The organism is Roseateles sp. P1_C1_2 (assembly GCF_056406535.1).
In genome coordinates this window covers 278039-296806 of record NZ_JBFUAB010000001.1, presented here as the reverse complement: position 1 = coordinate 296806, position 18768 = coordinate 278039, and the positions used below count along the sequence as shown (strand labels likewise).

Here is an 18768-nt window from a genome sequence, read left to right as displayed (position 1 = left end):
TGTGCTACCACACGCCAGCCCGACGCTTGCGGGCGCCTTCAGTCGCCGCTGCTTTTGGAGAGGGTGGCGGGAACAGTGCATTGTCTGTTCCCAGCTTGTGCACGACATGGTCGATGAATGCAGTGACGGCGGGCGGGAGGTGCCGCCGGCTTGGATAGAGGGCGTTGAGCCCTTGGCCAGCAAGTCGATATTGCGGCAGAACAGGCGTCAGCACACCCGCCTCGACATCCAGCTTCGCCAAATTGGGCGGCAGCAGTGCGATACCCAGCCCGGAGACGGCAGCCTTGCGCAATGCCTGGGCGGTATTGGCGCTGAAGCGGCCAACGACTTGCACCTCCTCCACCATGCCATGCTGATCGGTCAGGCGCCACCGGGCGCGACCGCCGGGATGGTGCGCTGCAATGCAGTCGTGATTTGCGAGGTCCTGCAACGAGGCCGGCGTTCCTCTCGATCGAAGGTACGCCGGACTGGCGACGAGGCCGCCACTACCCGGATTCATCAGCCGGCGCCCGACGTAGCCTGAGTCCGGCAACGGACCGCCGCGGAACGCGACGTCGATCCGTTCGGCAATCAGGTCCGCGGTCGAATCGCTGAGCACGAAGTCAATTTGAACCTGTGGATGTGCGGCAAGGTACTCGACCACCCACTTCATGGGAACGAAATCAAAGAAGTCAGCCGGTGCCGCCACCCGCACAAGGCCGCTCGGTGCCGAGCTTCCTGTCACCAATGCCTGTTGTGCCTCGAGCAATCCGTCGACCGCACCCGCGCAGCGCTCATGGAACGCCTGCCCGGCCGCGGTGAGGGTGAGCTTGCGCGTGGACCGCTGCAGCAAGCGCGTATCCATCCGCGCTTCCAGCGCCTGAATGCGGCGGCTCACGGTGTTGGCCGGCATGCCGTTTCGCCGGCCAGCTTCGGCAAAGCTGCCGCACCGGACCACTTCGACAAACAGCGCCACATCGTTCAAGTCAAACACGCCTTATTCCTTCGTTGAGTGGATCAGTGAAATCCAATTCGTCCACCTAGTCTAAGGTTGCGTGGATCCGTACTCTGTGGAGTCGAAGCAAAACCGAGGACTCGTTTCCATGAACTCCCAACCATCGCTATCCCCGCTGCAGCGCCGTCTCGTCTGGGGCGTTCGGATCCTGCTTGCCGTTGCGTTCGGTGCCGCCGGTGGCGCCAAGCTGCTAGGCCTGTCCGCCATGGTCCAGCTGTTTGATGCCATCGGCGTCGGGCAGTGGTTCCGCGTTCTGACGGGTGGTGTCGAGGTTGTCGGAGCCTTGCTGATCCTGATTCCCTTCGCTGGCTTTCTCGGGGGCCTGATGCTGACGGCCACCATGGTGGGCGCCGTGTTCACACACATGGCGATCGGCGGCAGCGCGTTGCCCGCGGTGGTGCTGGGCGGACTGTCGGTCTTCGTCGCCTGGCGTCTGCGGCCCGCTTCGACGACCGCAGCAGCCTGATCAGGCCTGGTACAGGAGACCACCATGACCTTCAATCAATCTGCCATCGCTGCTGCCCCGTCACGCCAAGTGCCATTCGAAGCGCAGCCCACGCCGGCGCGCGGTATCGCGACCCGCACCTGGGGGCACGGGCATGGCCCGATCACCCGGCTGATGAGCCCGTCCGACCTTGGGCAACTGGTGAAGCCTTTCGTGTTCCTCGACATCTTCGACCTGGGCGAGGAGATGCTGCATTCGATGAGCCAGGGCGACGGCATGCCGCTGCATCCGCATTCGGGCGTGGCTACCGTCACCGTGTTCACCGAAGGCGGCTTACGGTTCGACGATCCGTCCCTCGGTGCAGGTACGCTGACCTATGGCGGCGTGGAGTGGATGCGAGCTGGCAGCGGCGTTTGGCATGGCAAGGAGCTGTCGCCGGTTCCGGGCTACTCACGGGTACAGGGCTTCCAGCTTTGGCTCGCCTTGCCGGCGGACGTCGAAAACGGCGTTCCCGAGAGCAGGTGTATCGAGGCTTCAGGCATGCGCAGCGCCGGGCCTGCATCTGTGATCGTAGGTAGCTATGACGGCGTCGCGAGCCCGGTTCCGGCGCCTCCGGGCGTGACCTACCTTCTCGTGACGCTGCCCGCTGGTCAGCGCTGGACCTTCCACCCGCCGGGCGGGCAGGCTGTGTGCTGGCTTGCTCTGGCCAAGGGAGCTCTTGAGGCCGGCGAGCCAATACATCCTGGAGAAATGATTGTCTTTGAGCAGTCGGAGCAGGAGATCGACTTTCAGGCCGGTGCCGAGGACGCAGTATTCGTGCTCGGCGCGGCCGTGCCTCACCCATACGGCTTGCATCTCGGGAACTATTCCGTGCACACCTCCGCGGCCGCTCTGAGGGAGGGCGAGACTCGGATCGCTGAGCTGGGTCGCCGGATGAAGGCTACTGGTGTTCAGCGCACGCCCTCCGGCACCGTTCCGGTTCTCCGCTAGCCGCGAGCGAATTTCAGAAGCGCGAATTGGCCAGTGCTTGAGGGGAGCGGCGCTTGCAGGCAACACGCGGGTTTTGTCGAGGGCTAGTCGTCCGTTGGGCTTGCATTTCGGTCTTCCTTCCAAATCGGCTGTTGACGCTCAGCGCAGCGCAGTCAGAGCTGGGCCTCTGGGCCGAGTGCCCGATTTCAGAGGCGGTAGTCCTCTTCGCGCTGGTGTCGAACAGCACCCACGACCACGTCGTTGCCGACAATTTCGAACAGCACGACATAGCCCGCGCCGCCGAACGGCACGACCAATTCACGCGAGCGGCCATTCCCCAGTTCGGCCTTCCGGCAGGTGAAAGGCGACCAGGACAGTAGACGCATCCCCTCGCTGATCGCGTCGAGCGCGCGTTGAGGCGTCGTCCAATCCGGCGTTTCACTTGCGAGCTCGCGTTCGATGGCGAAGTCCTCCAGGCGCTGAAGGTCCGCAACTGCCTCTTCGAGCAGCGTGACGCTGTAGACGGGCGTCACCGGCCAGTGCGTTCAGCTGCTCGACGTTTCGCGTCGTCAAGGCGCCCCTGCAAACCGGCCATGACCTCGTCGACCGTACGGCCGCCGCCTTCTTGCTTCCAACGCTCGATCGCCGCCTCACCGCGGTTGACGAACTCCGCCTGCACGCGACGCCAAGCTGCGGCCGCAACGACCGCCTGCTCGATGAACTGGGTCAGCGACTCTCCGTCCCGCAAGACGGCTTCGACTTCGGCCCGAACCTCGGGCTCGACGCGGATGGGGGGAAAGGTGGCGGAGCGCATCACTCAAATGTATAGCAAACGTGCTACGCCGCCAATCCGCATCCAAGCTGCCGACGCGCCACCCCTATCGACCCGGGCGGCTCAGGCGGCCCAGGCGCATGCTTGCTGGCCCTCAACTCGATGGGAGTGTCTGCAGCAGCGTTGTGCCCATTGCTGTCGTCCGTTTGCTGGTCGCATGGTCGGCGTAGGCGATCCGCGCTCCATCGATCTTGTTTTGTTGAATCGCGGCCGAGAACCGATTCGGCGTTGGGCAGAGTTTTTTCCGCCGACCGCTCCCATGCAGAAAGGAGTCGCTCATAGCCGTAGGCTTGCTGATTCAGCCCGGGCACCTACCGGGCGACTGCATCCGTGCGCTGCGACCAGTCACGGCCTACCCGGAACAGCCACACGCCATCGCAGTTTCGCTTCCCGCAAGCCGTCACTGAGCCTCCGGTGGCGCGCAGCGGGCGTGAATCTTGGCGGAAGTCAGCTGTCGACCGGATGCCCGAGCGATCCCCTGCAGGCGGGTCGCCACGTCTGTGATGACTGGCGGACGATGGATGTGCCGCTGGTTTGAATGACGAAGTTCAGACTATCGCAGGACGCCTTGATTCGAACATGGTCATGTTGGATACCGTGCCCATGTTAAATAACTTGGCCATGATATATACAATGGCCACGGTAACAGCTCCAGGAGCAAGTGATGCAGTCCTCCCGACCTGGCAAAAGCCGAGGAGAGGTAGCAATTGATGTCGTAGCGCAGGTTTTCGAATCGAGCGGTTGGGACACTGAGCTTCCTCATAGACAAGAGCAGCCGATGGCCGATCTGCTCGTCCGTCAAGGCAGGCGGCGATTTGCCGTCGAAGTCAAGTCGTTGGCGGAGGGGCGGCCGGATCGGGTGATCCCTCTGCTGACACAAGCCCTATTTCAGGCGAACTCCTACGCAAGGGCGTTGGGAGATTCCCAACCTCTGGCCGTCGTCTGCGTTGACGACGCGTCGCTGTCGATCGTCAAGCAGATCGACTCGTTCTTCGAACGGTACGCGCCGGAGATGGCGGTCGGCATCGTGACGAATACGGGTTGGCGCTACTTTCGCGGGGAAGGTCTGCAAGACCTGAACTCGCAGGACGAGCCGACTTCGCGACGCTGGCCGGTGGGCGCTCCCGCGACGAGTTCACCCGTCAACCTGTTCTCAGACCTTAACCAGTGGCTGCTCAAAGTCCTGCTTGCACCCGACATAGCCGGGGGTCTGCTCCAGGCACCTCGCTCTCGATACCGCAGTGGCGCCGAGCTTGCCGCCGCGGCGAACGTATCAAGCATGAGTGTTTCCCRCTTCGTGCAGCAGCTCAGGCTCGAGGAGTTCATCGACGAATCTTCGCATCGACTCGTCCTCGTTCGCCGGGCGGAATTGCTACGGCGCTGGCAAGCTGCCGCCGCACGCACGCCTGTAGACCTACCCATGCGATTTCTCATCAAAGCCTCCCCGCAAGTTCAAATCCACAAACTGCTCCAGGAGCGTCAGCGAGAGGCCTGCCTCGGACTGTTTGCCGCTGCCGACGCGTTGAACATGGGGCATGTCAGTGGCGTTCCGCCCTATATCCTGGTCGAGAGACTGCCCCGGGCTATCGATAGGCCATGGCGGGGAGTCACGATTGCCGGCCCGTCCGAGAAGCCCGACTTCATCTTGCGACAAGCGCAATTTCCAAAGTCCACGTTCCGCGGCGCTGTCCAGCGCGATGGGTCTTACGCATCCGATGTCATCCAGACCTGGCTTGATGTGGCTAATCACCCTTCGCGAGGGAGAGAGCAGGCCGAATTCATCTACACAAAGCACATCCAGTCCGTGACCCAACTCCAATGAACGACCTCGAACCTTTCGCGAAATTGGCGCTCGCCTTGGAACCTTGGCGCGGGCAACTGGTCTTCATCGGAGGCTGGGCGCATCGGCTGCATCGCTTTGATCCGCGCGCGAACAAGCTTGAACATCAACCAGTGTTTACTCGCGACACCGATCTCGCATTCGCCAACCGGGCGCCGATCGAGGGCGATATGAAGGCTGCGCTTCTTGAACGTGGCTTCAAGGAGGAGCTCGCAGGCGATTTCCGGCCACCCACCGCAAGTTACACCTTGGACGAGGAACAGGGCGGGTTCTACGCCGAGTTCCTGACGCCCTTGATCGGCAGCGGAATGAAGCGGGGCGGGGCACCCGACTCCACGCTGTCGAAAGGCGGCATCTCGGCCCAGAAGATCCGCAACCTGGATGTCCTGCTGGTCGATCCCTGGACAATTTCCTTGGAACCTAAAGGCGGATTCCCCTTGCCGGCCGCGATGGACGTCCGCGTGGCGAATCCACTGTGCTTCATGGTTCAGAAGTTCCTGATCGTCGACGACAGAAAGGCCGACAAACAGGCTCAAGACTTGCTGTATGGGTACGACACCATCGAGACGTTTGGCGGCTTGTTGGAAGACTTCCAGATATCGTGGAGAAACGTCGTGGCCCCATCGCTCGGCAAGCAGGCCGCAGAAGTGGAGGCGGTCACGAAGGCGACGTTCTCCGGCATCAACGACGTGATTCGCGCGGCCGCACGCATCCCGACGGATCGGAATCTGTCGCCAGAGAACATTCAAAGGACCTGCCAGCTCGCCTTTGAGCAGATTTTTGACTGAGCGCTACAGGCTCTGAAGATCGCCCGAAATGGCTGCTGCCTCTCTTGACTTCGAACTGCAGCGCAGCCTCTACGAAGCAGCCGGACGTGTGTGACCGCAGGTGGCCGGGACCGGGTCTTGCCTGGCGGGAAGGTGAGCTGACCTCGGTGGAAGGATGCGGCCAGCCAGCGTCGGCTAACGGCGGATCTGACGGGGACCCGGTCCCGGCCAGGAGGAGTCGCCCGTCAGCGCAGCCTGGAAGGCAGCAAAGCGCCCAAAGCCGAATTTAATGGGATGGCGGTAGGAGGCTGGCTGCTGTCGTTCGCAACGGGCCGGCAGCGATGCCACGTGGAGCGGACCTTGCCTAGTGCACGCACACGCGCGGAACGTTTCTTCCGTTCGGCACCGAAGCGCGCATCGCCCCGGCATGATGTCGATCATTCGCAGGTCCCGCATGGTGCGGCAAACGACAGGAGGCGGCAGAGTCGATATGACCCCCATGACAACGTCCATCACCTTGAAGCTCACGCGCACCGCCTGCGCCAGCTTGGCGCTCGCCGCCGCGACTGCCATCTCGGCGGCGCCGGCTGTCGCTCCTGGTGCTCTGCTCCGGCACGGCGAATGGAGACAGGATGTCGGCTCGTACGGCGTGCCGCAGGCTTGGGAGAAGTTGCCTGCACGTTCCTGGCCGATGGATGGCTGGGCTACATTCGTCATCGACGACGCAGCGGCTAAGCTTACCGTGCGGCCACTTTCAAGCGCTGAGGCCCGCCTGCAGTTGAAGCCTGTTGTCGACCAGGTTTCAAGCGCTGAGGCCCGCCTGCGGTTGAAGCCTGTCGTCGACCAGCTTGAGGCGGTCGCAGCTGTTTCGACGGCATCGGCGCCTGAGTCGGCGGGGGCCACGTCGGACATTCAGGAGCAGGAGCGCATTCCGGCCTACATCCGCCTTCCCGGCCTAGCTTGGCAGGCGCGCACCGTCGCGCTCTATCGTTTCAAGAACGGGACGCCGCGGCTGACGCCGGCACTCGACCACCGGTTTGAGCTTGCGCTGAACGGTCGTCCCTTCGCGTTCAAGCTCCAGAATGGCTTGCGCACCGCAGATGGCCGGCCCTACGGGGAGGGCACGCAGTTCAGCCTCGAGGTCGACGGCCAGCGCTACGAGTACGACCTCGGCGGCTACGGCTGGGACGTGCGGATCATGGCCATCGGTGACTTTGATGGCGACGGCCGGCCGGACTTCCTGTTCCAGCTTGGCGGTTCTAACAGCAGCTACGAGGCGCTGATCCTGTCCAGTCAGGCGCGGCCAGGGCGCAATCCGCCGACGGCATACCTGGCCTCCTGGGGTTGCTGATACGCCAGCTCGCCAGCCAGGAGAGCGTGGCCAGGAAGCCGACTGACGCCTCCTGACCAACTCCAGCCAGTGAGCGCGGCGTCCGCGAACGGCGGCACCCGCTGCGGTGCTGTCCATCGCCGTCGATCTGGAACTCTGCTTTGGGCACGTTCCTGTACCTCGATCCAGCGAACTCGTCGGCACCTTCGTGCCCCAAGCCGAAGTCCGAACTCGACGACGGACGACGGCACGGCAGCGGGAGCGGACATGCAAGGTCTACGATGCTCTTATGAGATCGCATCGCGCTCCAGCCAGGAGAGCCATTTCGTGCGTGGTAGCGTCGACATCGCTGTTGACCGGCATCGTCGCCACGCTGGCCGGATGCGCAACCACAACGTCCAGTGGGCCAACCAATCGCGGGCCGGTGCCGGAGTCGGTCTACGTAATCGCCCAGGTGTGCTTTCCTGCAGGGCTTAATAGGACCTCTATTGGCGTTGAAACCGTCACGCCCGACTCGGTGGGTGGTGGGGCAGAAGCACTTACAGGTAGAACCAGCACCGGTCAGCCGGTGTTCGAGTTCTTCACGACTCATCCCATCAAACTTCGTGCCGTCTTGGTCAGGGTCGTGAAGCCCGACGGCACTCTGATTGACAATTTTGTTTTTCAGCCCCCCAGGCGCATTGAGTACGACAGCTGGTCGGTGTGGCAACAAGCGTCCTTTGTCTCGACGCGGAGAGATTTAGGTGTCGCCATGGTCAATGGAGTGATGCCGGCAATGAAGGCGGTGCCAGCTACAGCTCCGATGGCACGCTATCGCCTTATCCCTTTTCAACAGCATCTGGCAGACCGAGACAGGCGAAGACAAAACGGGCTGGACGCGGACCTTCCGCAGTGTGAAGCTGCCGGTTCGTAAGTCGCTGTGAATGCCAACTAGCAGCCTCCTTCTGCCGCCCAATCAAGTTCGCCTTTGGGCACGAAGCTGCCGCCAAGCACGCTAGAGGCGATGACAGCAAGTGGCCGGCAGCTGATGAGGCTAGTCTCCAAGCGGGCGACTCGAAATCGCTTCAGCCGGCGAGCGTTCGTTGCGAAGTCCCCGCCGAGCGACTCGGTTTGTCTGCTTCTCGCGCCAGCTCACCCCGCGCAGTAACACGTCGATTTGGCAGGTTAGTCGCTCGAGGACGGGGCGCTGACTGCGTTATGCACTGGGATAACGCCTTCGATGCGGTGGACGGCGCTTGAGATGAGATCCCTGGGCTGGGTCGACTGCCGCAGACCAGGAAAGCCGGGATATTCAACCAGCGGCGTCGTGCGCTGGGCTTCTCGCAGCGCTGGCAACGCACTGGCCGCTGCAGGACCGTCAAAGCCCAGGCAAGCGGCCGCATTGGCGCGTACCCAGGGGTCGGAGTCGACTAGCAGGCGGACAAGGCGAGCAATCTGGAGTTCGCTCAAAGCGAGGGGCCGATTCCCCAGCGGCGAGGCGCAGTACTCGACCAAGTCGCTCGTCAGCCGCAGGCGCTCCGCACGATCCTTCGTGGACTCCAAAGCAATTAGATTGCGGTCAATGAGGGAACTTGTACGCTCCGACTCACCGCCCCACGCACACCCAACGATCAGCATGACAAGCCAAAAGACGAAGGGAACATGCACGCGTTGATCTGAAAGCAAGAGATGTCCTCGAAGATTCACCCGACGCGGCGCCATGGCTGCGCGTGGTCTGCCTGCAGAGCTTAGGCAGATACAGCGCAGGCGGATCGGAGGGGTTCTTGGGTGGGCCGCTGATGCCAGAGCGGCGTCAATGTACAGCCACAAAGGCGTCGCCCATCGAGGGCAGAACTGGCCGGGACCTTCCCGTTCGCCCGGGCACAGAATAGCGGCGGCTCAGGGCGGCCGGTCTGAGACACGCCGACGCGGCCGCCATCGAACGCCTCAGATTTCCGTGTGCTCGGAGATCTCGAGCGCGTCATCAACCTCGATGCCCAGGTACCGAGGGGACCAAATCATGACCGCACTTCCGTCATGCTCCGTGAGACGAACCACGGCACGTCGATGGTCTACCGGTCAGGCGCTTCAGTTTCGCGCCACGTTATTGAGCTGCAGCTGAGGAGCCTGAGTACCGTCGCAGATGCGTGGCCGTTTCCCCAGTGCCCTTGTCCGCCATCTCGGCCACTGTGCCCTCGAACACCACACAGCCACCGCGTCGGCCTGCTTCGGGGCCCATGTCGATCAGCCAGTCAGCCCGGGCAATCATGTCCAGCTGATGTTCGATCACGACAACGGTGGCGCCGCGTTCGATGAGCCGGTCGAGCAACCGAGACAATCGATCGATGTCCGAAAGGTGCAGGCCCGAGGTGGGCTCGTCGAACACATAGATTCGGCCCGACTGGCCCAACTCTGTGGCCAGCTTCAGACGTTGCCTCTCCCCGCCCGACAGGCTGGACAAGGGTTGGCCGAGCGACAGGTAGGCGAGCCCGACTTCATCAAGGCGGGCCAGCACGGGCGCGATCTCCGGCTCTGCAAAGAAGGCGCTCGCTTCGGCGACGCGCATCGCCAGCACCTCGGCGATGTTCTTGCCGCGCAGGCGGTACTGAAGGGCCTCGTCGGTGAACCGGCGACCTCGGCAGCGCTCGCAAATGCTGACGATGGGTTCCATGAAGGCGAGGTCTGTTTCCGTGGTGCCTAGCCCTTTGCACACGGGGCAGGCGCCGCCCGAGTTGGCGCTGAACAGCGACGCGCTGGCCGAGTTCGCCTGGGCAAAGAGGCTGCGGATGGCTTCGAGGATGCCCGTGTAGGTCGCCGTGTTTGAGCGGCGTGAACCAGAAATCGCCCCCTGGTCGATGCAAACGACCTCGGGGTAGGCGCGCACGAACGCGCCGTTGATCAGGCTGCTCTTGCCCGAGCCGGCCACGCCCGTCACGACTGTCAGGACGCCTTTCGGGATCGAGACGCTCACGTCCTTCAGGTTGTGCTGGGTGGCGTGCGTGATCGGCAACCAGCCCGATGGCGTGCGGGGTGCGGTGTTGATCCGCGCCGGTCGCGACAGGCTGCGCCCCGTAGGCGTGTCGGCCTGCCGCAGAGCCTGCACATCGCCCTCGAAGACCACGGTGCCGCCGGCGTCCCCGGCGCCCGGACCAATGTCGATGACATGGTCGGCCGCCAAGATGACGTCGGGGTCGTGTTCCACCACCAGCACCGTGTTGCCCTTGTCGCGCAGGTGGCGTAGCAGGGTGTTGAGTCGCGCAACGTCGCGCGGGTGCAATCCCACGCTGGGCTCGTCGAAGATGTAGCTCATGTCGCTGAGGCCGCTGCCGAGGTGACGAACCATCTTGACGCGTTGAGATTCCCCACCCGACAGGCTCGTCGTTTCGCGGGCGAGGCTCAGATAGCCCAAGCCGATGTCAACCAGATGCTGGACCCGGTAGGCCAGCGCCGGCACCATGCTGGCGGCAAGCGGCGCATTGACCTGCCCGATGACGGCCAGCAGTTCGCCCACCTCCATGGCGCACCAGTCGGCGATGTTCCGGCCGCTAATGCGGCAACTCAACACCTTTTCATTGAGGCGCGCCCCATGACACTGAGGGCAAGGCCCTGCGGTCACCAGTCGCTCCCATTCGGCGCGGTCCAACCCCTTGACCTCACTGAGGTTGCGGGTCAGGAAGTTGCGACGGATGCGCGGCAGCACCCCCTCGTAACGACTGGTCGGCGGCCAGCCAGGTCCGGGGTTCAGCACGGGTACGTCCTGCGCGTGGAGGAGTGTTTCCCACTGCTGGTCGGTGTAGGCTTTGAGCGGCTTGTCGTTGTCGAACAGGCCGCTGTGCACATAGCGCTTCCAGCGATAGCCGCCGACGGCGAACGCGCTGAAGCGGATCGCTCCCTGGTTGAGCGAGCGTTGCCTGTCGAACAGCCGGTCGATGTCGATCGTGTCGACCTTCCCCAGCCCCTCGCATCGCGGGCACATACCGTCAGGGTGGTTGAACGAGAAGATGTTGGAGTAGCCGACGAATGGCTGTCCCACTCGCGAGAACAACAGGCGGACCAGCGCGAGGATGTCGGTGGCCGTGCCGACCGTGGAGCGCGCATTGCCGCCCAGGCGGCGTTGATCGATGACGATGGCCGCGCAGAGGTTCTCCAGCACGTCGGCATCCGGCTGGGCGTGGTGCGGCAGGCGGTGCCTCACGAAGGTGGAGAAGGTGTCGTTCAGCTGCCGCTGCGACTCGGCTGCGATGGTGTCGAAAACGAGCGAAGACTTGCCCGAGCCCGAGACCCCGGTGAACACCGTGATGCGCTTCTTCGGGATGTCGACGCTGACGTTGCGCAGATTGTTCTCGCGGGCACCGACGATGTGAATGAAGTCGGTGGATCGCGATGGATGGTTCTGCATGTGGGAAGTCTTTGCCTGCATGGCGGGCGACGGCAATCCATGTGCCCAGCTGTGATGACTGCCCGCCTGCCACTCGTTCGTCAGACCTTTGGCGTCAAGAAACGCTGGAACCACCTGGCTCACGGCCGAGCTCGATGCAAGCGGGACTGAGACACGACTGTTTCCTGTTCCCAAGTTGCATGCGCTCCTCGCCGCATCTTGGAACGCGACAGTACGCCCCGAATTCTGAAAGGCTGGGTGGAGGAACTCGGCCCTGACCCTGCTGACTACGGGACGCATTCGATGCGCAGGACCAAGGCGACGCTGATCTATCGGCGGACCAGGAATCTGCGCGCCGTGCAGCTGCTGCTTGGGCACACAAAACTGGAGTCAACGGTGCGGTACCTCGGCATCGAGGTTGATGCTCGCCCTGGCACCGCCTTGGCTCCTCGGGGGCGGATTGCCCCGCGATCATCCGACCGCCTGGAGGCGCCTCTCGATGAATGATTCGATCGCGTCGACACTGGCGACCAGGCTCCAATGCCGTCGCACCGGATGCGTCCCCGTGATGCCGCGCGCGAGGGCAAAGGTGTTTCGCACGCCCAGTTCGGCCAGGGCGCTGGCCCAGGAGGGGAGGTTGTCGGCAAAAGGCGCCGTGATGGTCAGTACCTCGGTGCCTGACCGGCAGAACAAACAGTTGGTCAGGGCAGACCCGTGGACGCCCACCACGAGATCCGAGTCGTGGAACAACTGGACCTGCTGGGCAAAGCCCAGTGTCTCGGGCTGCACGGCCTCGAACCCCCATCTCGCCGATAAGCGATCAATGAGATCGGCTTCATTGAGAAGTCGGCGCAGCGCCCCCGTGCGGCGCACGTAGATCCTGCGTTTCGGCAGCTGCCCCGTGCGTGGAGGGAGATGCTGGACGGCGCGTGAATGCAGGTATTTCATGCCCGCGGTCGATGACGGCGCCAAGCTGGGTATTTCCAGGCCTTGCGTCGTCAGATGGTAGGGGAAGTAGCAGTCAGGTCCGCTGAACAGGAGTTCGTCGGCGGTGACCAGCTCACCGGCGCCGAGCTCGACAACGGGCGGCTTGCGGCCCAACACCAGTTCCAGGGCGTCGAGATGCGTCGCGGGCATGCCGGCGTCCACGATGAAGGTCGCGGTGGCGAAGGACGGTAGGTGCTCGAGCGCGCGCAACCGAGGAAGATGCTCCATCAGCCAGTGCCCGTATTCGCACGTGCTGGCGCCGACCAGCTTGACCGCGACGCCTGCGATATGCCGGGTCTTGCCCGGCGACTTCAGCAGCAAGGTCTTGGGCGAGCGGATGGCAATCCAGCTGTCCTTCCTCCAGTTGGTCAATTCGCCCAGGGCGTGGGTGAGGTTGTCGCACAGCACCGATCCGTCGCCCAGTCGCACGACGTCGCTGCCGCCGAAGATTTGCGCGTTCGTGGCCACGGCGCCGTAGCTGCCCTGCAGGGCAGCCGCGCCCAGCGCCTCGGCGTTGGCAAAAGTGCCTCCGATCGTGTCGGGTGGGGAGACCGTTTGAATACCTGATGGTTCGATCTCTTGCCAAGTCAAGCTGCCGGTCAGGCCTGCCTCTTGCACGGTGCGCAGGGGCGCTACCGGCAGCAGCCCCCAGGGCGCGATGTCACGAAGCAACTCGAGGTCGAGGGTGCTCAGCTCTTCACCCAGTTCGAACCGCGCACGGACGTGCACTTGCCTAGCCAGGTCGACGCTTGCACCAAGGTCAAGGGCCCGCTGGGCAGTTCGCAGCACGTCGCCTCGATGCTTCTCATGGGCCGCATGCAGCGCTGCACGCCATCTTTCGCTTGCGACTTCGACGCTTTCACCTGGGGCGATGGACAAGTCGATGTTCGCGGTCACGCCCTCGGGGCGGTGTCGCATGACCGACGCGAAGAAAGCCTGCCCGTCGCCCCAATTTGGCCACTCCTCCAACAGCATTTCGACCTGTTCGGCCAGGCGTTCGAACTGATAGGTGTTGTGGAAAGTCGCCAGTCGTGCAGTCACGGACATGTCCGGATCAGGTTTCTGCAGCGCCAGCTGGGCACGCTCCACGGTCGCTGCGGCAGTGCTGTTGCGGAGCAGCTCCGGGCTCATGGCGGCCGCGGTTTGGAGCGCCTTGCGCGGCAGTCCCAATTGCCCGTAGCTGTCAAGCAGCGCCACGCTGAGTTCGGGATGGCCGGGAAAGTGTTCCAGCGCGGTCACGAGGGACCGGATCGCGGGGGCATGCATGCCGGCCTTCCAGCACACCAGCCCATGAAAGGYCAGGACTTGCGGGTTGCCCCCAGCACGCGCCAAGGCTTCCTCGCAGTACGCCAATGCCAAGTCGTGTTCACCTTTCAGGCTTTCCTGCCGCGCATGCGTCAGCAGCAGTTCAACGTCCGCCATGTATCGATGTTCTGTGTCGTCCCTAGCATTTCATCCTACAAGACGCCAAGAAGGAGGGTGTTCCAGCATATGGCAGTGCGCCGCACCGGCGAATGGTGGCCAATTCGGTATGCGGCCTCGGTGAACGCCACGTGTTGGCCAGTCAGGTCCAGCGCAGTGAGGGCTTCGCCCTCGACGACTGGTTGGCAAGGCCGCAGTCACGGTGGCGCGGGGGGCACGCGACTGGCATGACCAGGAACATCGGGTGCACAGCCCTGCTCAGCGGACCGTTCCAAGCGCATGGGCATGGTCGCTCTACGGAATGCACGCTGGAATCCAACCGCCACGAACATTCTCTTTCTGGCGCCGCGTTTTTCGGGGTTTGCCCGTGGAGGGGCATGACGACGCGAGTCGGGGTGCTCGACGACTCGACGATGACGGCACGCCTGCTGGCCCTCACCGCTCGATGTCCGGTTTGGTTCGTGATCTCTGAGGACCGTCCCTGTACCGGTCGGAGTGCGTGTGCCCGACACGTTCCTGCATGCGCTCTGATTGACGCGCTCTCGGGCCCAGCGTCTCCACGACAAATGGCGTGTCACGAATGAAGTCGGCGATGCTTTGGGCGAGCTGGCGTTCGCCCGCATCAGGCGAGCTTGATAGTGCCCTCATGATGTGGGACCACGCGTGCATCACGCCTACCCGGTTCTCGTAATAGCGGTCCCCCGACTTCTTGGCAGCACCGGCGCCAGATTGGGTGCCCTTCTCTGCGGACTGCCGACGCCACGAGGGCTCTGCCTTGCGGTTTGCTCCGCGGCAGGCCTGCGAGGTCGCCTCTGCATCCACGCCCAGATGCCGGAGTTGGGCGGCGAACGTCTCTCGCCAGCGCTGCCGGTCCGTCCAGACATTGAGACGCTCGCTGGACCCGGATTGGGCACGCACGACCAGATGCACATGCGGATGTTCACGGTCCTTGTGCAGCACGAAGACGTAGCGGCTTCCTGCCAGCTCCGACCGGGCAAACGCGCGAGCAGCCTTGAGCACGAGGTCCGGGTCGACGCCGCGTGGCATCGACAGGGTGACGTTGAGCGCCTCGCGCCGCCAGGACACCTGATCGATCAAAACGCCCGCATAGCGCCACTGTTCGACCAGGTCTTTCAGCGCGTCCTTGCCAACGCTGCGTATGCCTCGATCGTCTTCTATCTCCAAGCTGGCGTTGCGGGTGATGTAGTCGAACTGCGAAGCAATGGCCCGCATGCCGCGGCCCCCGCCGACGACCTTGACCATCACCTCGGGCGCGCGACGGACCACCAGCGCTTCGATGCGCTTTCGGATGACGGCCGCCTTTCTACGCGTCAAGGTGTCCAGGCGCGGCGTCGGGGCGGCTTTCGCGATGCGGTTGGGTGGATAGAAGAGCCGCTCGCCCCACTGCACCAGGACGCCGTCGATGGATGGGCTGTTCGTCATCGCCATCTCCTTGAGCAAATGGCGGCGAGCCGGAGCCGGCCGCGCGATCGGCAGATCCTGGCGATCCCGATCTCAAGAATCGTTCAGGAAGCCCTCGCTCTGGCGATCGATGAAGAGCAAAGAAACTGACAAGGGCTGCGGCGGAGGTATCTGCCGGCCGTTCGCGCGCACTGCACGTCAAACTGCCAATTGCTGCCCTGATGTGCAACGCTGAGCCAACCCTAGGCGGCGAAATCGCCGGGCGTCGCGCTGAGCGGAGAATTCGGCCTCGTGAACTCTTGCAGTTGTTTCAGCGGCCGGGTCCGAGGCGGTCTACAGCAACCGTGATGATGCCGTCGATGCCGTCATCTATCAGGCGCTGCGCAATCACCGCATCGTTGAATCTGCGCCCCTGGATGCCCTGGGCCCAGGAGGCGCCCAAGGCGGAGAGTTCGGAGTTGGTCGTGCGCCGCATGCAGGCCGACTTCATCGCCCGCTGCGACCTGGGCTTCCACATCTACGCCCGCCGTGCCGATGGCAGCCCGGGGCGCCTGCTGGGCGGCACCAGCCTGCACCGCATGGACTGGGCGGCGCGCAAGTTCGAGATCGGCACTGGATTCGCCCCGAACCGGTGGGCCAGGGCCATGTCAGCGAGGCGGTGAAACTGCTGACGGCGCTGGCGTTCGACCAGCTCGCGGCGCGTCGTCTGGAGATCCGCTGCGACCCGCGCAACACCAGGAGCCGCGCGGTCGCCGAGCGCTGTGGCTTCGAGCTCGAAGGCATCTTGTGCAACTAGACGCTGGGTGTCGACGGGCATGCCCGCGACACCTACGTCTACTCACGCATGGCCTAGAACAACGCGACCTTCAAGCCCAGCTTGTAGGTGCGGCCGTACTGCTCGTACTGGTAGTTCAGCGAAGGCACACCGACATAGGTGTAGTAGTGCTCGTTGTTGAGGTTCACGCCCTCGAAGGTGAGCTGCACCGACGGCGTGATCTTGTATCCGACCGACAGGTCCAACTGGCGCTGGCCCGCCACGACCTGGTCCTGGGCCGGGTTGGTCACGTCGGCGCCGAACGCCAGCAGGTATTTGGACTTGTGGTTGACGGCCAAGCGCGCGCTCAGCGGACCGGCCTCGTAGCCCAGCATCAGGTTGATGGTGGTGTCGGACTGGCCAGGCAGGCGGGTGCTGCGCGCGAGCGCCGTCTTGCTGGTGCTGTCGTAGCGACCGACGTCGGCGCTGGAATGCGTGAAGGCCGCATTGGCGCCGACGAGCAAGCCCTTCATCCAGCCCGGCAGCATGCGCAGCTGTTGCTGCCAGGACAGCTCCACGCCCTGCACCTTGGCGCTGGGACCGTTGGCGTAGCCGGTCACGCTTGTGTAGCCCGCCCACGAGCCGGTGCCGGCGATGTTGGTGGCGTAGGTGAAGTCCTTGATGTCCTTGTGGAAGAGATAGGCCGACACGGCACCGTCGTCGCCCAGCATGTGCTCCACGCCAAGGTCGATGTTGTGGGCACGCATGGGGTTGAGCAGCGGGTTGCCCACCGTGGCCTCGGTGGCGCTGGCCAGCGCGATGGAGGGCGAGAGCTGGTCGAAGTTGGGGCGCACGACGGTGTTCGTCCAGGCGCCGCGCAGACTGGTGTCGCGGTCGAGCTTGTAGCGGCTGTGCAGGCCCGGCAGCCAATTGCTGTAGCCCTTGGCGTACTGCGTGGGTGTGATGACGCCGGCCACCGAGCTCGCGAAGCCGCTGGCATCGAAGCGTGTGCGCTCCAGGCGCAGGCCGGCCAGCACGTTCCAGGCGGCGGTCAGGTCCACCGACGCCTGGCCATAGGCGGCGTCGATGTTCTCGTTGAGGCGGTAGTCGGCCAGGGCCGAGGCGCCGGTGACCTTGGCCGGGTCGCGCGGCAGCGCGGCCAGGCGTGCCCAGACTGCGTCAGAGTCGATGGCCGAGCCGATGGCACCGGTGCCAAAGTCCAGCTGCGAGTCCTTGACGAAGGCCGACAGCGATGTCGAGCCTGCGCCCCAGTAGTTGGGGCTGGTGGCTGAAGCGCTGCTGTAGCTCCACTGGTCGGTGTCGTTGCGCTTCTCGCGGCGGCTGAGCTTGGCGCCGAACTTCAGGTCCAGCTTGCCGCCGTCGGTGAGGGCGAAGGCGCGGGTCAGGTCCACGCGGCCGTTGTGCTCGTCGTCGTCGCTGCGGCGCTTCTGCAGCGTCAGTGCGTTCAGCGTGTACTTGCTCGCGTCGTAGAGGGCAGCCGGGCCGGTGACCAGGGGCTTGACGGTGTCCGTGAAGGACACGCCGGCCACGTTGTTCTGGCGGAAGCGCGCATCGTTGATCTGCTCCGGCGTGCGTTCGTTGCCCCTGCCCAGGCCGAGGCTGGCCTGCAGCAGCCAGTCCTGCCATTCCTGCTCGGTGCCGAGCACGAGCGACGCGATGGAGCGGGTGTATTTGCGATCGCGCAGCCGGCGCTCGGCGCGCACGGTGGCGGTGGCGCCTTCGGCGACCGAGCCGCCGCCGATATTGCTGATGGTCAGGCGATCGCGCTCTTCGTCGTCGCTGAAGCGGGCCAGGATGCCGCGCGCGTAGTGGCTGCTGCCCGCGGCCGGCTTGTAGTCGACGTTGGCGGCGAAGGCGGCGCGATCGCGGTTGGGGCGGTAGTGGCGCAGCTCCACGCCGGTCAACTTGCCCGCACTCCAGGCGCCGTCGGTCTCCACATCCTCGGAGCCGAACTTGCGCTGGTCGACGTTCAACGCGGCGGCGATGCCCAGGGTGCCGCCCATCAGCCGGGTCGCACCCAGCAGGCTGGCGGCGGGGCTGTTCTGACGCGTCAGCTGGTCGCGGCTGACGGTCACGCCGGCGCTCAGCAGGCTGGCCGGCAGGTCGAAGGCCGACAGCGTCTTCACGTCCACGGTGCCGCCCAGGGAGTTGGCGTCCATGTCGGGCGTCAGCGACTTGATGACTTCCAGCGAGTGGATCAGGCCCGAGGGCAGCACGTCCATGCTGACGCCGCGGCGGCTGGCCTCGGGCGAGGGCAGCAGCGAGCCGTTGATGGTGATGGTGTTCATGTCGGGGCCTAGGCCGCGCACGACGACATAGCGGCCTTCGCCCTGGTCGCGCTGCACGGACACGCCCGGCAGCCGCGCCAGCGCTTCGGCCGCATTCACGTCGGGCAGGGCGCCGATGTCGTCGGCGACGATGGCGCTGACGATGTTGTCGGCATCGGCTTGTATCTTCAGCGACTTGCGCAGGCTGGACGCCTGGCCGGTCACGATGACGGTCTCGACCTTCTCGGGCGTGGTCTGGGCCTGGGCTGTTGACGCCAGAAGCGCGGCGATGGCGGCGGTCAGGGCGGTCAGGGGCGTCGAGTTCTTGTCACGGAAGATGTTTAGGCTCATGGCAATGCAG

At 64.3% G+C, this 18768-nt stretch carries 15 protein-coding genes and 1 pseudogene; 9 read left to right on the top strand and 7 right to left on the bottom strand.

Annotated elements, in window-relative coordinates:
* Positions 1–4: 4 nt before the first annotated feature.
* Entirely contained in the window at positions 5–973 is a 969-nt protein-coding gene (locus tag AC1D2H_RS01265) for a LysR family transcriptional regulator (RefSeq protein ID WP_478009604.1), read from the bottom strand.
* Between the two features lie 109 nt (positions 974–1082).
* Between AC1D2H_RS01265 and AC1D2H_RS01260 the strand changes: the two genes are divergently transcribed.
* The gene (locus AC1D2H_RS01260; RefSeq protein ID WP_477934481.1) at positions 1083–1460 is read left to right on the top strand and encodes a DoxX family protein; all 378 of its coding nucleotides are present in this window, start codon (positions 1083–1085) and stop codon (positions 1458–1460) included.
* Between the two features lie 24 nt (positions 1461–1484).
* On the top strand, positions 1485–2429 hold the full coding sequence (locus AC1D2H_RS01255) for a pirin family protein (RefSeq protein WP_477934480.1): 945 nt from the start codon (positions 1485–1487) through the stop codon (positions 2427–2429).
* Positions 2430–2614: 185 nt separating this feature from the next.
* On the opposite strand, the gene AC1D2H_RS01250 is transcribed toward AC1D2H_RS01255, so the two are convergent.
* Positions 2615–2941 (bottom strand): type II toxin-antitoxin system RelE/ParE family toxin, encoded by a 327-nt coding sequence (locus AC1D2H_RS01250; protein WP_477934478.1) that lies wholly within the window; start codon positions 2939–2941, stop codon positions 2615–2617.
* Positions 2938–3222, bottom strand: a complete 285-nt coding sequence (locus tag AC1D2H_RS01245) for a YlcI/YnfO family protein (RefSeq protein ID WP_057300987.1) — start codon at positions 3220–3222, stop codon at positions 2938–2940. The genes AC1D2H_RS01250 and AC1D2H_RS01245 overlap by 4 nt, the downstream gene beginning before the upstream one ends.
* 796 nt (positions 3223–4018) lie before the next feature.
* On the opposite strand from AC1D2H_RS01245, the gene AC1D2H_RS01240 reads away from it, so the two are divergent.
* From AC1D2H_RS01240 to AC1D2H_RS01225, 4 genes are all read left to right on the top strand, one after another.
* Positions 4019–5062, top strand: coding sequence for an RpiR family transcriptional regulator (locus AC1D2H_RS01240; RefSeq protein ID WP_478009603.1), 1044 nt, complete (start codon positions 4019–4021; stop codon positions 5060–5062).
* Complete coding sequence (locus AC1D2H_RS01235; RefSeq protein WP_477934474.1) at positions 5059–5868, top strand: GSU2403 family nucleotidyltransferase fold protein; 810 nt, start codon at positions 5059–5061, stop codon at positions 5866–5868. Before AC1D2H_RS01240 ends, AC1D2H_RS01235 begins: the two co-directional genes overlap by 4 nt.
* Before the next feature lie 478 nt (positions 5869–6346).
* A complete protein-coding gene (locus AC1D2H_RS01230) occupies positions 6347–7198 on the top strand; it encodes a hypothetical protein (protein ID WP_478009602.1) in 852 nt (283 codons plus the stop codon).
* A gap of 331 nt (positions 7199–7529) precedes the next feature.
* Complete coding sequence (locus tag AC1D2H_RS01225) at positions 7530–8090, top strand: hypothetical protein (RefSeq protein ID WP_478009601.1); 561 nt, start codon at positions 7530–7532, stop codon at positions 8088–8090.
* A gap of 1170 nt (positions 8091–9260) precedes the next feature.
* Here AC1D2H_RS01225 and AC1D2H_RS01220 read toward each other — a convergent pair.
* Positions 9261–11678: an ATP-binding cassette domain-containing protein gene (locus AC1D2H_RS01220; protein WP_478009600.1), complete on the bottom strand. Its 2418-nt coding sequence runs from the start codon at positions 11676–11678 to the stop codon at positions 9261–9263.
* Positions 11679–11695: 17 nt separating this feature from the next.
* On the opposite strand from AC1D2H_RS01220, the pseudogene AC1D2H_RS01215 reads away from it, so the two are divergent.
* Positions 11696–12041: pseudogene (locus AC1D2H_RS01215) on the top strand (tyrosine-type recombinase/integrase); the annotation flags it as partial.
* On the opposite strand, the gene AC1D2H_RS01210 reads toward AC1D2H_RS01215, so the two are convergent.
* Together AC1D2H_RS01210 and AC1D2H_RS01205 are read right to left on the bottom strand one after the other, a co-directional pair.
* The gene (locus AC1D2H_RS01210) at positions 12006–13943 is read right to left on the bottom strand and encodes a glycosyltransferase 61 family protein (RefSeq protein WP_478009599.1); all 1938 of its coding nucleotides are present in this window, start codon (positions 13941–13943) and stop codon (positions 12006–12008) included. The pseudogene AC1D2H_RS01215 and the gene AC1D2H_RS01210 overlap by 36 nt on opposite strands.
* A gap of 435 nt (positions 13944–14378) precedes the next feature.
* Positions 14379–15386, bottom strand: coding sequence for a relaxase/mobilization nuclease domain-containing protein (locus tag AC1D2H_RS01205; RefSeq protein ID WP_478009598.1), 1008 nt, complete (start codon positions 15384–15386; stop codon positions 14379–14381).
* A 377-nt stretch (positions 15387–15763) separates the two neighbouring features.
* Here AC1D2H_RS01205 and AC1D2H_RS01200 point away from each other — a divergent pair, with 377 nt between their 5' ends.
* Entirely contained in the window at positions 15764–16027 is a 264-nt protein-coding gene (locus AC1D2H_RS01200; protein ID WP_478009597.1) for a GNAT family N-acetyltransferase, read from the top strand.
* On the top strand, positions 16024–16161 hold the full coding sequence (locus tag AC1D2H_RS01195; RefSeq protein WP_478009596.1) for a GNAT family N-acetyltransferase: 138 nt from the start codon (positions 16024–16026) through the stop codon (positions 16159–16161). The genes AC1D2H_RS01200 and AC1D2H_RS01195 overlap by 4 nt, the downstream gene beginning before the upstream one ends.
* Positions 16162–16214: 53 nt before the next feature.
* Here AC1D2H_RS01195 and AC1D2H_RS01190 read toward each other — a convergent pair whose 3' ends face one another.
* The gene (locus AC1D2H_RS01190) at positions 16215–18758 is read right to left on the bottom strand and encodes a TonB-dependent receptor (RefSeq protein ID WP_478009595.1); all 2544 of its coding nucleotides are present in this window, start codon (positions 18756–18758) and stop codon (positions 16215–16217) included.
* Positions 18759–18768: the final 10 nt, after the last annotated feature.

Excerpts from the sequence above, each read along its gene's own strand:
- AC1D2H_RS01190 (WP_478009595.1), bottom strand. The coding sequence starts at position 18,758 with ATGAGCCTAAACATCTTCCGTGACAAGAACTCGACGCCCCTGACCGCC.
- AC1D2H_RS01245 (WP_057300987.1), bottom strand. The coding sequence starts at position 3,222 with ATGCGCTCCGCCACCTTTCCCCCCATCCGCGTCGAGCCCGAGGTTCGG.
- AC1D2H_RS01260 (WP_477934481.1), top strand. The coding sequence starts at position 1,083 with ATGAACTCCCAACCATCGCTATCCCCGCTGCAGCGCCGTCTCGTCTGG.
- AC1D2H_RS01230 (WP_478009602.1), top strand. The coding sequence starts at position 6,347 with ATGACAACGTCCATCACCTTGAAGCTCACGCGCACCGCCTGCGCCAGC.
- AC1D2H_RS01255 (WP_477934480.1), top strand. The coding sequence starts at position 1,485 with ATGACCTTCAATCAATCTGCCATCGCTGCTGCCCCGTCACGCCAAGTG.
- AC1D2H_RS01205 (WP_478009598.1), bottom strand. The coding sequence starts at position 15,386 with ATGACGAACAGCCCATCCATCGACGGCGTCCTGGTGCAGTGGGGCGAG.
- AC1D2H_RS01235 (WP_477934474.1), top strand. The coding sequence starts at position 5,059 with ATGAACGACCTCGAACCTTTCGCGAAATTGGCGCTCGCCTTGGAACCT.